The sequence below is a fragment of the Amycolatopsis australiensis genome (assembly GCF_900119165.1).
Taxonomy (GTDB): Bacteria; Actinomycetota; Actinomycetes; order Mycobacteriales; family Pseudonocardiaceae; genus Amycolatopsis; species Amycolatopsis australiensis.
The window spans coordinates 6,026,296-6,041,462 of record NZ_FPJG01000006.1 but is presented as its reverse complement, the minus strand read 5'-3'; the positions used below and the strand labels follow the sequence as shown (position 1 = coordinate 6,041,462).

The following is a 15,167-nucleotide window of genomic DNA, read 5'->3' as shown; positions in this document are numbered from 1 at the left end:
CGCGCCACCCGGCATCAGACCTGCTGGGCTTCCGCCGTTGCCAGCTCGGCGCGGCGGAAGGCCGCGGGGGAGAGGGTCCGCCACACGAGCACCGCGCTCACCGCCTGGACCGCCGCGGCCACCACCCACACCGCGCGCAGCCCCCAGTGCGCCGCGACCAGTCCGCCGGTCAGCGCGCCCAGCGGGGTCAGGCCCCAGGCGAGCGCCCGGTGGCTGGTCAGCACCCGGCCGAGCAGCGGCGCCGGGGTGAAGCGCTGGCGGCTCGACTGCGAGCAGACGTTCCACAGCAGCACGGTCGCGGTCAGCGAAACCAGCACGACCGCGATCACCGGCGGCCACGGCGGCAGGACGGCGATCAGCAGCTGCGCCACCACGCCGAAGCTCTGCCCGATCCGCATCGACCACGAGTAGCCGATGCGGTCCACGACCTTCTGCACGACGAACGACGAGGCGATCCAGCCGAAGGCGAGACAGGCGAGCAGCAGGCCGTAGCCGACCGAGCCGACGTGCAGCACCTGGGTCGCGTAGAGGACGAACATCGAGTTGCCCGCGCTCGCCGCGAACGAGCCGAGCGCGACGTTGGCCGTGATCGAGCGCAGCAGCGGGGTCCGGACCAGGTGCCGGAGGCCGGCGGAGAGGTCCCGCAGCGGGTGGGTCCGCGCGGCGACGACCGACTCCGACCGGATCCGCCGCACCAGCACCAGCGCGAGGAGCGCGAACACCGCGGCGAGCCACGCGGGCGCCCCGGCGCTGACCGCGACCAGGAAGCCGGTCAGCGGCGGCACCACGAACTGCACGACACCGCGGTCGATGACCTGCAGCCGCGCGTTGGCGTGCGCCAGCCGGGCCGGCTCGACGAGTTCGGGGACGAGCGCGCCGCTGGCACCGTCGCCGAGCACCTGCGCCGAGGTGACGACGAACGCGACCACGAGCAGCGCGGGCAGGCTGAGCAGCCCGGCGGAGGCGAGGACGGCGAGCGCGACGGCGGCCGCGGCCTGCACGGCGTAGGCCCAGGCGAGCACGGCGGTCCGCCGCACGCGGTCGATGAGCACCCCGGCGAAGAGCGACAGCAGCAGCCACGGCGCCTGGCCCGCCACATCGACCAGTGAGACCTCGCGCGGATCGGTGGTGACGGAGACGGCCAGCAGCGGCAGCGCCGCGAGCATCAGGCCTTCCGCCGACGAACCGGACACCGCCACGGCCTGCAGCCGCACCCACCTGTTCGTCACGCCCACAGCCCCCATGATCGCCAGTCTGCCGAAAAGCCGCGCGCGGCCCAACCGGTTTAGCGGCGGACGCGGGTCGACTCGCGGACGACCAGCTCCGGGGTGAAGACCACGGCCTGGCGCTCGGCCGCCGTGTCGCCGGTTTCGGCCAGCAGCAGCTCCGCCGCCGTGCGGCCGAGGCGCTGGGCCGGCTGGCGCACCGAGGTCAGCGGGACCGCCGCGGCGCCGGCGAACTCGATGTCGTCGTACCCGACGATCGCCATCTCGTCCGGGACGCGCACGCCCGCGCCGACCATGGCCTGCAGCACCCCCAGGGCCAGGAGGTCGTTCGCACAGAACACCGCCGTCGGGCGGGGGATCGTGCCGAGCAGGCGCGCGCCGGCGTCGCGGCCGGAGGCGACGTCGAGGCCGATCGCCTCCAGCACCGTCAGCTCCACCGCCGAGCCTGCCAGTGCCGTGCGCAGGCCCTGTTCGCGGTCGCGGCACTGGGCGAGGATCGCCGGGCCGTTGACGAACGCGATGTGCCGGTGGCCGGTTTCGAGGAGGTGCCGGGCCGCGAGGGCGCCGCCCGCGACGTCGTCCACCGCGACCGAGCTCGCCTCGGACGTGGGTGCCTTGCGGTCGACGAAGACGTACGGCGTCCCGCTGCGGCGGAAGGCGCGCAGGGCCTCGCCGGACGTCGACACCGGGCTCAGCAGCACGCCGCGGACCCGCTGTTCGGCGAACATCGCCAGGTAGGAGGCCTCGAGGTCGGAGCGCTGCCCGCTGTTGCAGGTGATGATGTTGAGGCCCTCGGCGTGCGCGGCCTGCTCGGCGCCGCGGGCGACGTCGACGAAGAACGGGTTGCCGAGGTCGAGCACCAGCAGGCCCATGATCCGGCTGCGGCCGGCCCGCAGCTGCCGCGCCGACTCGTCGCGGACGTAGCCGAGCTCTTCGATCACCGACAGCACCCGGTTCCGGGTGGCCGCCGCGACGACGTGCGGCCGGTTGACCACATTGGACACCGTGCCGATCGAGACGCCCGCCCGCTTCGCGACGTCCTTGATGCCGACCACCGCACCCCCTCGCTGAGAAGGGGGTGAGCCTACCACGGGTATGAAACGTTTCAGTGCGGGGGCTTGCGCGGGCGTGGTGCCGATGCGCCGCATCCGGTGACCGTCATGATCCGGCGCGGCGGGAACGCGGTCAGCGCCGCTCCTTGCTCCGCGGTGGGAGCGGCGTCGTCGACCGCGCCCGGCGCCGGCGGACGCCGGGCTGGCGGGCCGCCGCCAGGCCGGCGTCGTCGATCGGGGCGACCGGCGTCAGCTCCGGCCGCGCCACCGCCGGGTTCCGCCCGGCCGGCCGCGAGCCGCTGTGGCGGCCGTGGGTCGCGAGCAGGTTCGGCCGGAGTGCCCCGTGCCGAGACGGAAGCCCCGGATTCCCGCCGTTCGTCGGATGATCGCGGCACTAGGCTTCGCGGCAGTGTGCCTGCCGCTGGGAGGAGTCCGGGTGCGGATCTTCACGCTCGTCGTGTCGCTGGTGCTGGCGTGGCTGCTCTCCGGGGCGGTGGCCGCGGCCGATCCCGTGCTCGAACACGACACCGACGACCCGGTGACCGCCGCGCCGGCGGTGACCCGGCCGGACACCCCGCACTGCAGCGTCACGCTGGCCGACGCCTTCCGCTCGAACGCGCCCGACGGCACACCGCGGTTCTACGAGGGCACGCTGGCGCCGCCGGAGGCCTGCCCGGGCCCGTGGGCGAAGGTCGTCATGGACCAGACCGTGACGGTGGGCGGCCGCCAGTACGACCGGATCGGCGACCTGCGCATCGGCGGCACCGAGGTCTGGTGGGGCACCACCGAGGAGCCCAGCGGCGAGGGCACGCGCCCGATCACCTACCACTTCGACAAGGACCTCACCCCCTACACCGCGTTGCTGCGCACGCCGCAGCCGTTCCACGGCGGCATCGAGAACTACAACTCGCCGGTCTACACCGGCGTCTACACCCAGACCGTGACGCTGACCTACTACCAGGCCGACCGGCGGCACCCGGCGCCCGAAACCGCCGGCCACGTCGCCGGCTTCGGGCACGCCGACGCGACCCCGGCGGCGCCCACGGTGCACTTCACCGCGAAAGACCTGCCGCGCAACATCACCCGCGCCTACCTCGAGGTCACCCTCGAAGGCCACGCCTGCGACGAGCAGTGGTTCGACGACGTGCCCGACGAGGTCTCGGCGAAGTACCCGGCGGCCGGGCTGTGCGGCAAGGGCCCTTACCGCGAAGCGAACTTCGCCATCGACGGGACACCCGCGGGCAGCGCGTTCACCTTCCCGCACATCTACTCCGGCGGGATCGTGCCGCAGCTGTGGCGGCCGGTCGTCGCGATCGGCACGTTCAGCCTGCAGGCCGAAACCTACGACGTCACGCCGTTCGCGGGCCGGCTCGTGGACGGCGGCGCGCACGACATTTCCTTCTCCTTCCCGGACATCGGCGGCGAGTTCACCGTCGTGCCGACCCTGCTGCTGCACACCGACGAAAACGCGGCCCGCACGTCCGGCGCCCTGACCCAGGACGACGTCGCCGCGGCGCCGGCGCGGCAGACGACGGTGAAGGACATCGAGGGCGGCGTGAACGTCACTGTCACGGCGAAGCGCGACGACGTCACGGCAGGCTACGTCGACACGTCGGCCGGCCGCGTCTTCACGCGCGTCGAGCGGACCCGCGACTACCGCAACAGCGACGACGTCATCGGCGGCGGCTTCACCCAGCACGTGGTCCAAGGCGACGCGGGACAGCAGACATCGGTGTCCACTGTGGAGGGAAGGGTCCGGACGGCCGCCCGGCACACGTGGTCCTACCCGCTGACGACCGACGCCACCGCGAACATCACCGACGACCAGAACCTGCGCATCTCGGGCGCGGTGGAGATGACGCGGATCCTCGGCGACCTGACCGGCGACGGCCGGAACTGGCGCCCGGCCCGCGCGTCGCGGGAGTGGCTGACGTCGTCGGGCGTGCTGGCCCGGACGAACGGGATCAACACGGAAGCCGACGGCAGCTCGCGCACGTCGTTCGCCGGCCCGGACGACCTGGGCCGGCCGTACTTCCACTACGTCGCGACCGAGCACGGGCGGATCACGGAGAACCGGGAGTTCCCGCCGCGGAGGTGACGCGCCGGAACACCGCGGCCCGCGGCAGCGCTCGGCGGTGGGGGCGAGCCGGGTTCCCGCGGGATCGCGGCCTTCCTCGCCCTCGCTCCGAGCCGGACGCATGGGCGCCCGTCGTCCTCGACGACCGTCGGGTGTCCGACGACCCACGCCACTTTTCGTCGCGCAGACCCGGCGAGGTGAGTCCGGTCTCGGGTGCCTCACCCGATCGGGCTAGTGCGGTAGTGTCGGACGCATGGGGAGTCTCCGCTCACGGGTCCTGGGCTGGGTCGGCCGCCGGTATCTCGCGCGGCAGTCGAAAAAGGGCTTCGACCTCGAGAAGATGTCGTCGATCCTGCCGGAATCGGCGCTGCTGCCGCTGAAGCGGGACGGTCTCGACCCCGTGCCGGAGATGGCCGCGCGCCGGGCCGAGGCGCCGATCGGCAAGCTCGATCTGCCGTTCGGGATGAACGCGTGGCTGGTCACCGGGTACGACGAGGCGAAGGCCGTGCTGGGCCGGGCGAGCGGGTTTTCCAGCGACTTCGGCAACCTGGTGGGCAACGCGGGCGTGACGGCCGACCAGAACCCGGGCGGCCTCGGCTTCGCGGACCCGCCGGTGCACACCCGGCTGCGCAAGCTGCTGACGCCGGAGTTCACGATGCGCCGGCTGAGCAGGCTGACGCCGCGCATCGAGGAGATCGTCACCGAGCAGCTGGACGCGATGGCGAAGACGGAGGGGCCGGTCGACCTGTGGCAGGCGTTCGCGCTGCCGATCCCGTCGCTGACGATCTGCGAGCTGCTGGGGGTCTCGTACGAGGACCGCGCGGACTTCCAGCGGCTGAGCACGGCGAGGTTCGACCTGTTCGGCGGCGCGGGCGCGTCGCTCGGGGCGATGTCGGAGTCGCTGACGTACCTGCTGGACATCGTCAAGAAGCAGCGCGAGCAGCCGGGCGACGGCCTGCTGGGCATGCTGATCAAGGAGCACGGCGACGAGATCGACGACCGTGAGCTGGCGGGCCTGGCGGACGGCGTGCTGACGGGAGGCCTGGAGACGACGGCGAGCATGCTGGCGCTGGGAGCGCTGGTGCTGCTGCGCGACGAGAAGGCGATGGAGGCGGTCCGCGGCGACGCGGAATCGGTGCACCGCTTCGTCGAGGAGCTGCTGCGGTACCTGACGGTGGTGCAGATGGCGTTCCCGCGGTTCGCCAAGGAGGACATGGAGATAGGCGGAGTACACATAGCGGAGGGCGACATCGTCCTGGTGTCGCTGTCGGCAGCGGACCGCGACCCCAAGCTGGGCAGGGAGATGGACAAGTTCGACGCAACGCGCGAGCCGACATCCCACCTGGCGTTCAGCTACGGAATCCACCGCTGCATCGGCGCAGAGCTGGCAAGAATGGAGCTGCGCACGGCCTACCCGGCACTGGTGAGCCGCTTCCCGAACCTGCGCCTGGCGGTACCCCCGGAGAAGCTGTCATTCCGCAAGGTGTCCATCGTGTACGGCCTGGACGAACTCCCGGTCCTGGTGAACTGACCGAGCGGCTCCCGCGCTTGACCTCCGGGACCGGCACCCACCCCCGATATCCCATCCCGCATTCCCCCGGGGCCCCGGATCGATCAGTTCACCCCACGAGGCCGGAACTGAACACTGATCCGAGGTCCGACCGCCTTGGCAGTCTTGGGAACCGAGTGCTCCCAAGTCCGCTGACAGCTACCACCCATGACGAGCAGATCACCATGCCCCAAGGGCCGGGCAAGGGTCTTCCCGCCACCCCGGGGACGCAACGCCAGCGTCCGAGCCGCCCCCACGGACAGAATCGCGACCATGGTGTCTTCACGAGCCCCACGCCCGATCCGATCACCATGCCAAGCCACGCTGTCCCGGCCGTCGCGGTAGTAGCACAATCCGGCCGTCCGGAACGGTTCCCGCAGCTCCCGCAAGTAGTGCTTGCTCAGCGCATCCCGGGCCGCGGCCAGCACGGGATGGGGGAGCGGCACGTTCTCGCGGTAGTAGCTCAGCAGCCGTGGCACGGCGACGACGCGGTCGTACATCTTCCGCTTCTCCGCCTGCCACGGCACGCCTTCGGCCAGCGTCGCGAACAGCTCGTCGGCGCCCTCGAGCCAGCCGGGCTGGATGTCGACCCACGCGCCCGAGCCCAGGTCGGTGCGCTCGGGCGCGAGCGGCCGCAGCGCGATCGAGCCCTGAGTGCCGAACAGCGAAGACTGGAGACCCGGGTTCATGGGGCCCAGTCTACACCAAGATCGAACACCTGTTCTAGTGAATCACGTCGTAGACGAGCTTCTGGATGCCGTTGGAGTACGTCTCGCTCTCGACGACCTTCAGCAGCTGCTTGTCCTTGTCCGCGTCGCTGAACAGCCGCTTGCCCGCGCCGAGCAGGACCGGGAAGACGAGCAGGTGGTAGCGGTCGATCAGGCCGGCGTCGGCCAGTGCGCGGTTCAGGGTGGCGCTGCCGTGGACGATGATCGGGCCGCCGTCGGTCTCCTTGAGCGCGGCGACGTCGTCGAGGGACCGCAGGACGGTGATTTCGCCCCAGTCGGTCACGAGGTCCCCCTCGGCCAGCGTCGTCGACACGACGTACTTCGGCATGGCGTTGTAGCCGGCGAACTCCTCGGTCATCCCCGGCCACACCGGCGCGAACACCTCGTAGCTGACCCGGCCCATCAGCATCGCCGCGGATTCCTGCTGCTCACGGCCCTTGATCTCGTACGCGGCGGGATCGAACTCGATGTCCTTGAACGTCCAGCCGGCGTTGCGGTAGCCCGGTTCCCCGCCGGGGGCTTCGACGACGCCGTCCAGCGAGACGAAGGCGGTGGCGATCAGGGTGCGCATGGGGTGCTCCTCCGTGGTTGCTGCGTGCTTACACGAATCTGTCGAACGGCGAGGCCCCGATCAGACAGCTCCCGGGAAATTTTGCGGCGCACTTGTCCGTAGCCGCCCGGACTCGTACAGTCATCCCCACGCCGGACAGAGGTCTGGACCTTCCGGTCACCGCCGCCTCGAGGAGTACAGGAGGTTGGACGGTGCGCAGACTTCGCGGTGCGGGCGTGCTCGCGGCGGTCGCGACGGGGCTCGCGGTGCTCACCCCGGTCGCCGAAGCCCAGGTCGGGAGCGGTCCGTGGATCCCGGACTCGCCGGGCTACAAGACGCAGCAGAAGGGGTGCGGTCAGGTCTCCGGCCTCACCTTCCGGCTCACGTGCTCGTCGTCGAGCGGGGAGCAACGGGCCGAACGCCGGTACGACACCTACACCGGCGGCACCCACCAGTTCGAGGGCTCGTTCAAGATCACCAGCATGGGTGGCAGCCGGATCAGCCTGAAGCAGACGTTCCGGGACGGCTCGGACGCGGGGCCGTTCTTCCTGCTGGCGGTCGAGAAGGGCGGCCGGCTCTACGCGGTGCACGGCGGCGAGACGATCGCGACCGGCGCGACCGTGGGCACGAGCGTGCGGGTGAACACGATCAACCAGGTCGGCGGCACGCACAGGGTGTACATCAACGGCTCGCTGAAGGACTCGGTCGCCAGCCCGGGCGGCAGCTACTACGACAAGTTCGGCAGCTACCGCACCGCGAGCGGCGCGGGGCCGATCACGGTGGAGTGGAGCGGCATCGAGTTCTGGCACAAGTGACGCGCGCGGCGTCCCCGGGGTCACGCCGGGGACGCCGCCCACGCCACGGGGTCGTCCCAGGCGGCCAGCCGCAGCCCGCTGGTGAACCGGCGGTGGGTCCCGGTGACCGGGTCGTCGAACTCGAGGACCTTGGCCAGCAGCTGCAACGGCTTCGTGAAGTCGCCGAGCGGCTTCTCCCGCAGCTCGGGGTAGAAGTCGTCGCCGAGGATGGGGATGCCGAGGCCGCTGAGGTGCACGCGCAGCTGGTGCGTCCGGCCGGTCGCGGGCACCAGCCGGTACCGGCCCAGCCCGGCGCGGTGTTCGAGCAGCTCGACGCGGGTTTCGGCGTTCGGCTCGCCCGGGACCTCGCGGGCGGCCAGCACACCGCGTTCCTTGACGATCCGGCTGCGCAAAGTCCGCGGCAGGTCGAGCGCCGGGTCGTACGGCGCGATCGCCTCGTACTCCTTGTGCACCCGCCGGTCGCGGAACAGCGTCTGGTACTTGCCGCGCAGCTCCGGGGTGATCACGAACATCACCAGCCCGGCGGTGACCCGGTCCAGCCGGTGCGCGGGGGACAGGTGCGGCAGGCCGAGCTCGCGCCGCAGCCGGACGAGCGCCGTCTCCAGGATGTGCTGCCCGCGGGGGATGGTCGCGAGGAAGTGCGGCTTGTCGGCGACCAGCAGGTGCTCGTCGCGGTGCACGACCCGGATCGCGAACGGCACCGGGACCTCGTCCGGCAGGTCGCGGTGGAACCAGATGAACGAGCCGGGTGCGTAGGGCGTGTCGACGCCGAGCGGGCCGTCGGTGCCGTGGATGCGCTCCTCGCGCAGCATCTGCTCGATGCGGCCGGGCGTCACCCGCGGCAACCGGTCGACGAGGTGCGCCAGCAGGGTCGGCCACTCGCCGTCGGGCAGTTTCAGCCGGGCGGGCTCCAGCCCGTGGCGAGGCGGGATCGGTGGCCGGAGCTTGCGTCTCATCGTCTCCCGACTGTAGCTAATCGCCGGTCCGGTAGCGCGCGAGGTAGCGGGCGGTGACCTCGGCGTTCTTCGCCTCGGCCGCCGCCGCCCGGATGCGGCGCCCGGTGTTGTGCGGGAAGCCCTGGCGGCCGAGCCGGTGTTCGACGCTCTCTTCCATGTACGCGCAGGAGTAGAAGTACGCGACGAGCGCCGCCATGAGGACCAGCGACAGGCGCAGCCAGATCGAGCCGGGCAGCAGCAGCCACACGGCGCACAGCGGCACGATGCCGACCGACCGCTGGAGCACGTACCGGGCGCGCCAGTGCTTCGACGTCGCGTCGTGCAGCGCCCAGTCCGCGTAGCGGCTCGGCAGCTTCACGCCGACGGCATAGCCGAACCAGCGCAGGAGACCGGGGCGTTCCATGCGTCCTCCTTCACTCGAGATTCGAGATTACACTAATGATTAGGACACTAATCTTTAGTGTTAGGATCGCGACATGATCGACCTCGGCGAGGACCCGCTGAAGCTGGACCGGCAGGTGTGCTTCGCGCTTTCGGTGGCTTCGCGCAGCGTCATCGGCATCTACCGGCCGCTGCTGGAGCCGCACGGGCTCACCCACCCGCAGTACCTGGTGATGCTGGCGCTGTGGGAGAAGTCGCCCCGGTCGGTGAAGGACCTCGGCACGACGTTGCGGCACGAGCCGGCGACGCTTTCCCCGCTGCTCAAGCGGCTCGAGGCGCTCGGGTACGTCACGCGCACGCGCAGCCGGTCGGACGAGCGCCGGCTGACGGTCGAGCTGACGGAGAAGGGCCGCGCGCTGCGGGCCGAGGCCGAGAAGATCCCGTACCGCGTGGTGCAGACGCTCGGGATGGACGTCGCCGAGCTGGAGGCGCTGCACGCCGTGCTGACCCGGGTCATCGACGCGACCGCCTGAGGAATGCCGCCGCGCCCGGCGCGTTGTGGTCGGAGGGGGACCGACTCGCAAGGGGGCCACTGTGCTGAAGATCAGGCTGGGCGTCGCGCCGGCGACGGGGACCGGGCCGGCGGGGTTCGCCGGGCTGGCGGAACGGCTCGAGGAAGCCGGTGTCGACTCGCTGTGGCTGTCCGAGCTGGTCTACTCGCCGGAGGTCGACCCGATGATCGGCATGGCGCACGCGCTGGCGAGGACGGCGAAGCTCAAGGTCGGCACGGGCGTCGCGATCCTGCCCGGCCGTCACCCGGTGCTGGTGGCCAAGCAGCTGCTGACGCTGGCCGGCCTGGCACCGAAGCGGGTGCTGCCGGTGTTCGGCCTCCGCCCGGCCCGCCAGGCGGAGCACGACCTGTTCCCGGTCCCGCCGGGCCGCCGCGCGGCGGTCTTCGACGAGTCACTGGCGTTGCTGCGCCGTCTGCTGGAGGAGGACTCGGTGTCGTTCGACGGCGAGTTCTTCCAGGTGTCGGACGTGTCGCTGGGACCGCGCCCGGCGAAGCGCCTGGACGTCTGGCTGGGCGGGTCGGCCCCGGCGGCGTTGCGCCGGACGGGCCGCCTGGCGGACGGCTGGCTGGGCAGCTTCCACACCCCGTCCCAGGCCCGGCAGGCACGCATCGCCATCCAGCGGGCGGCAGCGGAGGCGGGCCGGGAGATCGAGGAGGACCACTTCGGGTTGAGCCTGCTGGTGGCGGACAAGGGAATCCCGCCCGAGCTGGCGGAGACGGCGGCCCGCAGGCGGCCGGGGGTGCCGCTGGCGGACCTGGTGGCGACGAGCTGGCCGGAGGCGCGGAGGCTGGTGGAGCAGCACATCGAGGCGGGCCTGTCGAAGTTCGTCATCCGGCCGGGGCACGGTGACTTCGACGCGTTCCTGGAGAAGTTCCAGGCCGAGCTGGTGCCGCTGCAGAACTGAGTTCGCTGCCGCAGCGTGGCCGTCCGGCTCCTGGCGCCGGGCAGTACGGCCACGCGAGCCTAGAACTCCAGCTGCTCGGTCTTCCGCGGCATGAGCAGCAGGGCAACCACCGACACAGCCGCCACGACGAGCAGCCCGACGAACACGTAATGCGTCGCCTCCGCCAGTGCGCTCCGGACGAACGCCGCCACCGGGGAGTTGTCCGGGTGACCGTCCAGCACCAGGCTCGTCGCGTCCACCGAGGGCGGCAGCTTGCCCGCCACCTCCGCCGGCGGGCTCGCGAAGCGCGAGGCCAGCGTCGCGTTGGCGATCGCGCCGAAGACCGCCGCGCCCACCGCGCTGCCCAGTGACCTGCTGAACAGGTTCGTCGCCGTCACCACGCCACGGCGGTCCCAGCCCACCACCGACTGGACCGCCACCAGCGTCGGGCTCGACGTCAGGCCCAGCCCGACCCCCAGGACGAACGCCGCGGCCGCCGCCGCCCAGATCGTCGACGTCGCGCCCAGCATCGCCACCAGCGCGCCGCCCGCGATGACGAACACGCTGCCGATCAGCGCCGTGTCGCGGAAGCCGATGCGCAGGTAGATCTTGCCGGCCAGGGACGCCGCGATCGGCCAGCCGACCGTCAGCGCCGCCACCGCGAACCCGGCCACCAGCGCGCCCGCGCCGAGGACACCCTGCGCGTACGTCGGCAGGTACGACGTCAGCCCCATCAGGACCGCGCCGACCACCACCGCCAGCAGGTTGCCGCCGACCAGGATCCGGCGGGTGAACACCCACAGCGGCAGCACCGGCTCGGCGGCGCGCTTCTCCGCCAGCACGAACGCCACCAGCAGCACCGCGCCGGCCGCGAAGATCGCCACGCTCGGCAGCGAGCCCCACGCCCACGCGACGCCGCCTTCGAGCAGGCCGAGGATCACCAGCGAGCAGCCGACCGTCAGCAGCGCCGCGCCCGTGTAGTCGACCTTGTGGACCTTGCGTTCCACCTTTTCGGCGAAGTTCCGGTGCAGCATCAGCGCGGCGATCGCGCCGAGCGGCAGGTTGATGAAGAAGATCCACCGCCAGTCCAGGTACTCGGCGAACACGCCGCCGAGCGTCGGGCCGACCACCGAGGCCATGCCCCACACGCTCGCGACGTAGCCCTGCACGCGCGCGCGTTCCTCCACCGTGTACAGGTCGCCGATCACCGTCATCGACATCGGCTGGATCGCGCCCGCACCGATGCCCTGCACCGCCCGCGCCGCGATCAGCACCGGCATGCTCCACGCGGCGCCGCACAGCACCGAGCCGACGAGGAAGGCCGCGATCCCGAAGAACATCACCGGACGGCGGCCGAGCACGTCGGCGAACTTGCCGTAGAGCGGGACGGTGACCGCCTGCGTCAGCAGGTAGATCGAGAACAGCCACGGGAACTGCGAGAACCCGCCGAGGTCGCGCACCACCGACGGGACGGCGGTCGCGATGATCGTGCTGTCCAGCGCGACGAGCGCGGTGCTGAGCATAACCGCGATCAGCACCGGTCCGCGGTCCGATCGGAAGCCGACCCCTTTCACGCTGGTGGCGGCGGTGGTCGTCATCGGCGGCGTGCTCCTCGGGGCGGTCATGACCGGGGTCAACTACTTTGCTGCCCTAAGCATTCCATCCGGGCCCGCCGCACCCCAGCGAATTTCCGTCACAGCGGTCATCCCGCAAGATGGGCAGGATGAGCGACTGGATCCGGCCGATCGGGCGGGGCTGGGTGGTCCGCGACGCGGTGCCCGGCCCCGACGTCGACGAATTCGCCGAACCCGACCGCGTGGTGGCCGCGCTGGCCGCGCCCGGTGCCGCCGACAGCCTCCTGGCCGTGCAGCACCCGGCCCGCACGCCCGCGGCGCTGGCGCGCGGGCTCGACCTGGCGTCGGCGGTCCCGGCCGCCCGGGCGGTGCTCGACCGGCTCCGCAGGCGGTTCTACCGGCCGGTGCGCGAGATCGTCGCGCCGTACCGGATCGAGGGCCCGGACGGTGTGGCGCTGGGCCTGCTGTGCCTGGTCGACCCGGCGGCGGTGACCGACGACGGCGCCGCGCGGGTCCGGCACACCGAGGACGTCTACGCCGACGTCGTGGCCGAGCGCGCCGCGGTGCTGGCCGGGCTGGGCTGCGCGACGAGCGCGGCGATGCTCGTCCCGGCCACCGGCGGCGACCTGCTGACCGAGCAGGTCGAACGGGCCTGCGCCGGCCTCGGCCTGCCCGATCTGTCCACTTCGGACGCGGCCGGGCGGCGGCACGAGCTGTGGGTGGTGCCCGCCGGCCCGCTGCAGAACCGGCTGCTGGCCGCGGTCGCGGCCGCGGACCTGCTGGTCGCCGACGGCAACCACCGGGTGGCCGCGGCCGCGGCGGCGGGGCACGGCGCGCTGCTGGCGCTGGTGACGGCGGGCCCGCAGCTGCGGATCGGCGCGATCCACCGGGTGCTGACGGGCACCGGCCTCGGCCCGGAGGACCTCGTGTCGCGCTGGTGCGCGGCGGGGCTGGACGTCCGGTACGACGAGCACGCGGTCCCGGTGACGGGAGAGGCGGTGGTCCGCGCGGGCCCGGCGGTGCTGCGGGTCCGGCTGCCGAAGCCGCGCGGGACGGAACCGGTGATCGACCACGAAATCGTCGAGCGGATCCTGTTCGACGACGCGCTGGGCGTGAACCCGGACGGCCCGTGCGTGCGGCCGCTCCCGGCGGGCCGCCCGGTGCCGCCGGACGCGGACGCGGTGGTGCTGCTGGCCCCGGTGCGGTACGCGGACGTGCTGGCGGTGCACGCGGCCGGGCGGCGGATGCCGCGGAAGGCCACGTATTTCACGCCGAAGCCGCGCAGCGGGCTGGTGCTGGCGGAGCTGGAGCGCGGCCGGTGACGTTCGCGGCACGCCGGTGCTCGCGGGCGGGCGTCAGCGCGCGTCCCACCAGTCCAGCACCCGCGCGGCGAACAGCGTCAGCCACTTGGACGGCTGCCCGGCCGGGACGTCGACCTCGAACCACACCCGGCCGCGTTCGGTGCGCGCCTGCAGCCAGGTGCCGTCCGGCTGCCGCGCCGCGCGGATCAGGGCCACCGCCTCCGCCATCCGCTCGTCCGGCCGGTCCGCGTCGCGGAAGTACGAGGCCGCGTTGAGCACGTCGTAGCGCCAGCGGAACGGGTAGCCGAACTCCGTCACCCACGGCGCGATCGGCTCGCCCGTCGACCGCCGCCGGAACAGGCCGCGCTCCAGCAGGTACTCCTCGCCGGCGAGCCGGGCCGCGCGTGCAGACGGCGTCCCACCCGTCGCCGTCTCGAAGGCGAGCAGGCCCTTCACCGCGTTGAGCGTCGAGTGGACCGACGAACGCGCCGACCCCGACACCCACTCGCAGTTCCAGCCGCCGTCCGGCAGGCGGTGCTCGGCGAACCACGACGCGATCCCGGCGACGTCCGCGCCCAGCCACACGCCGTTGGCCAGGGTCCAGGCGTTGATGCAGCAGTCGACCTCGCCGCCCCAGTACGGCAGGTTCCCGTACTCCCAGCGGCTGTTCTGCGCCAGCAGCTCCGCGGTCCCGCTCAGGGCGCCGGCGTCCAGGCCCCATTCGCGCAGCGTGTTCAACGTCCACGTCGTCGCCGTCCAGGGCTGGGGCTCGCCGCCGCGGAAGCCGGCCGGGAAGAACGCGCCGCCCGCCCACTGGCCGTCCGGGTCCTGCAGCGCCAGCAGCCGCGCGCCGAACCCTTCCGACGCGATCCGCGCCCGCGTCGCTTCCCAGACCGCCGGCGGTTCGCCCGCCAGGTCGCGCTCCACCTGCCAGCGCAGGGCCGGATCGGAGTCGCGCAACCAGGCGAGCAGGTCCATCAGGCTCCCGTGACGCCGTCGATGGCCTCGCGCAGGAAGTCGGCGTGGCCGTTGTGCCGGGCGTACTCGTGGATCATGTGCAGCATCACCAGCCGCAGCGAGACGTCCTCGCCCCAGCGCGCCTGGTGGCCGACGACGTCCAGGGACTCGGCCGCCTCCTCGATCTTGCGCGACTGCTCCACTTCGGCATGCCACGCCGCGAACGCCTCCGCGCGGGTCGACGAGCTCGCGTCGTACGCCGCCTGGAAATCGCCTTCGGCCGACCACACCAGCGGGATGTCCTCGGCGTTGATCACCCGCCGGAACCAGGTGCGCTCCACCTCGGCCATGTGCCGGACGAGGCCGAGCAGGGAGAGCGTGGACGGCGGGCTCGACGCCCGGCGGAGGTCCTCGTCGGACAGTCCGTCGCACTTCATGGCGAGCGTGGCGCGGTGGAAGTCGAGGAACGTGCGCAGCATCTCGCGCTCGCCCCCGACCAGGGGCGGTTCGGGTCGTTCTGTGGTCACCGGACAGTGTCTATCACGC

At 72.3% G+C, this 15,167-nt stretch carries 16 protein-coding genes; 6 read left to right on the top strand and 10 right to left on the bottom strand.

Going from position 1 to position 15,167, the window contains the following annotated elements:
* Positions 1–14: 14 nt before the first annotated feature.
* From BT341_RS29525 to BT341_RS47410, 3 genes are all read right to left on the bottom strand, one after another.
* Entirely contained in the window at positions 15–1,244 is a 1,230-nt protein-coding gene (locus BT341_RS29525; protein WP_177328919.1) for an MFS transporter, read from the bottom strand.
* Between the two features lie 41 nt (positions 1,245–1,285).
* On the bottom strand, positions 1,286–2,281 hold the full coding sequence (locus tag BT341_RS29520; RefSeq protein WP_072479383.1) for a LacI family DNA-binding transcriptional regulator: 996 nt from the start codon (positions 2,279–2,281) through the stop codon (positions 1,286–1,288).
* 130 nt (positions 2,282–2,411) lie between these two features.
* Positions 2,412–2,546 (bottom strand): hypothetical protein, encoded by a 135-nt coding sequence (locus BT341_RS47410; RefSeq protein ID WP_281256013.1) that lies wholly within the window; start codon positions 2,544–2,546, stop codon positions 2,412–2,414.
* Between the two features lie 168 nt (positions 2,547–2,714).
* Between BT341_RS47410 and BT341_RS29515 the strand changes: the two genes are divergently transcribed.
* On the top strand, positions 2,715–4,376 hold the full coding sequence (locus BT341_RS29515; RefSeq protein ID WP_072479382.1) for a peptide-N4-asparagine amidase: 1,662 nt from the start codon (positions 2,715–2,717) through the stop codon (positions 4,374–4,376).
* Between the two features lie 232 nt (positions 4,377–4,608).
* Positions 4,609–5,886 carry a cytochrome P450 gene (locus tag BT341_RS29510; RefSeq protein ID WP_072479381.1) on the top strand — a complete coding sequence of 426 codons (1,278 nt, stop codon included), beginning with the start codon at positions 4,609–4,611 and terminating at the stop codon, positions 5,884–5,886.
* Positions 5,887–5,969: 83 nt separating this feature from the next.
* Here BT341_RS29510 and BT341_RS29505 read toward each other — a convergent pair whose 3' ends face one another.
* On the bottom strand, positions 5,970–6,593 hold the full coding sequence (locus BT341_RS29505; RefSeq protein WP_072479380.1) for an alpha-ketoglutarate-dependent dioxygenase AlkB: 624 nt from the start codon (positions 6,591–6,593) through the stop codon (positions 5,970–5,972).
* Positions 6,594–6,627: 34 nt separating this feature from the next.
* Complete coding sequence (locus tag BT341_RS29500) at positions 6,628–7,203, bottom strand: dihydrofolate reductase family protein (protein WP_072479379.1); 576 nt, start codon at positions 7,201–7,203, stop codon at positions 6,628–6,630.
* 215 nt (positions 7,204–7,418) lie between these two features.
* Between BT341_RS29500 and BT341_RS29495 the strand changes: the two genes are divergently transcribed.
* Positions 7,419–7,997, top strand: a complete 579-nt coding sequence (locus BT341_RS29495; RefSeq protein WP_072479378.1) for a hypothetical protein — start codon at positions 7,419–7,421, stop codon at positions 7,995–7,997.
* Between the two features lie 20 nt (positions 7,998–8,017).
* On the opposite strand, the gene BT341_RS29490 is transcribed toward BT341_RS29495, so the two are convergent.
* Together BT341_RS29490 and BT341_RS29485 are read right to left on the bottom strand one after the other, a co-directional pair.
* Positions 8,018–8,953, bottom strand: coding sequence for an RluA family pseudouridine synthase (locus BT341_RS29490; RefSeq protein WP_072479377.1), 936 nt, complete (start codon positions 8,951–8,953; stop codon positions 8,018–8,020).
* 16 nt (positions 8,954–8,969) lie between these two features.
* Positions 8,970–9,356 carry a DUF5313 domain-containing protein gene (locus BT341_RS29485; protein WP_072479376.1) on the bottom strand — a complete coding sequence of 129 codons (387 nt, stop codon included), beginning with the start codon at positions 9,354–9,356 and terminating at the stop codon, positions 8,970–8,972.
* 73 nt (positions 9,357–9,429) lie between these two features.
* On the opposite strand from BT341_RS29485, the gene BT341_RS29480 reads away from it, so the two are divergent.
* Together BT341_RS29480 and BT341_RS29475 are read left to right on the top strand one after the other, a co-directional pair.
* Positions 9,430–9,867: a MarR family winged helix-turn-helix transcriptional regulator gene (locus tag BT341_RS29480; protein WP_072479375.1), complete on the top strand. Its 438-nt coding sequence runs from the start codon at positions 9,430–9,432 to the stop codon at positions 9,865–9,867.
* Between the two features lie 61 nt (positions 9,868–9,928).
* Positions 9,929–10,810, top strand: a complete 882-nt coding sequence (locus tag BT341_RS29475) for a TIGR03854 family LLM class F420-dependent oxidoreductase (RefSeq protein ID WP_072479374.1) — start codon at positions 9,929–9,931, stop codon at positions 10,808–10,810.
* A gap of 59 nt (positions 10,811–10,869) precedes the next feature.
* Here BT341_RS29475 and BT341_RS29470 read toward each other — a convergent pair whose 3' ends face one another.
* Entirely contained in the window at positions 10,870–12,387 is a 1,518-nt protein-coding gene (locus BT341_RS29470; protein WP_072479373.1) for an MDR family MFS transporter, read from the bottom strand.
* A gap of 125 nt (positions 12,388–12,512) precedes the next feature.
* On the opposite strand from BT341_RS29470, the gene BT341_RS29465 reads away from it, so the two are divergent.
* Positions 12,513–13,685 carry a DUF1015 family protein gene (locus tag BT341_RS29465; protein ID WP_072482247.1) on the top strand — a complete coding sequence of 391 codons (1,173 nt, stop codon included), beginning with the start codon at positions 12,513–12,515 and terminating at the stop codon, positions 13,683–13,685.
* A gap of 33 nt (positions 13,686–13,718) precedes the next feature.
* Here BT341_RS29465 and BT341_RS29460 read toward each other — a convergent pair whose 3' ends face one another.
* Both BT341_RS29460 and BT341_RS29455 read right to left on the bottom strand, forming a co-directional pair.
* Positions 13,719–14,642: a squalene cyclase gene (locus BT341_RS29460; protein WP_072479372.1), complete on the bottom strand. Its 924-nt coding sequence runs from the start codon at positions 14,640–14,642 to the stop codon at positions 13,719–13,721.
* Entirely contained in the window at positions 14,642–15,148 is a 507-nt protein-coding gene (locus tag BT341_RS29455) for a DinB family protein (protein ID WP_072479371.1), read from the bottom strand. The genes BT341_RS29460 and BT341_RS29455 overlap by 1 nt, the downstream gene beginning before the upstream one ends.
* Positions 15,149–15,167 lie beyond the last annotated feature (19 nt).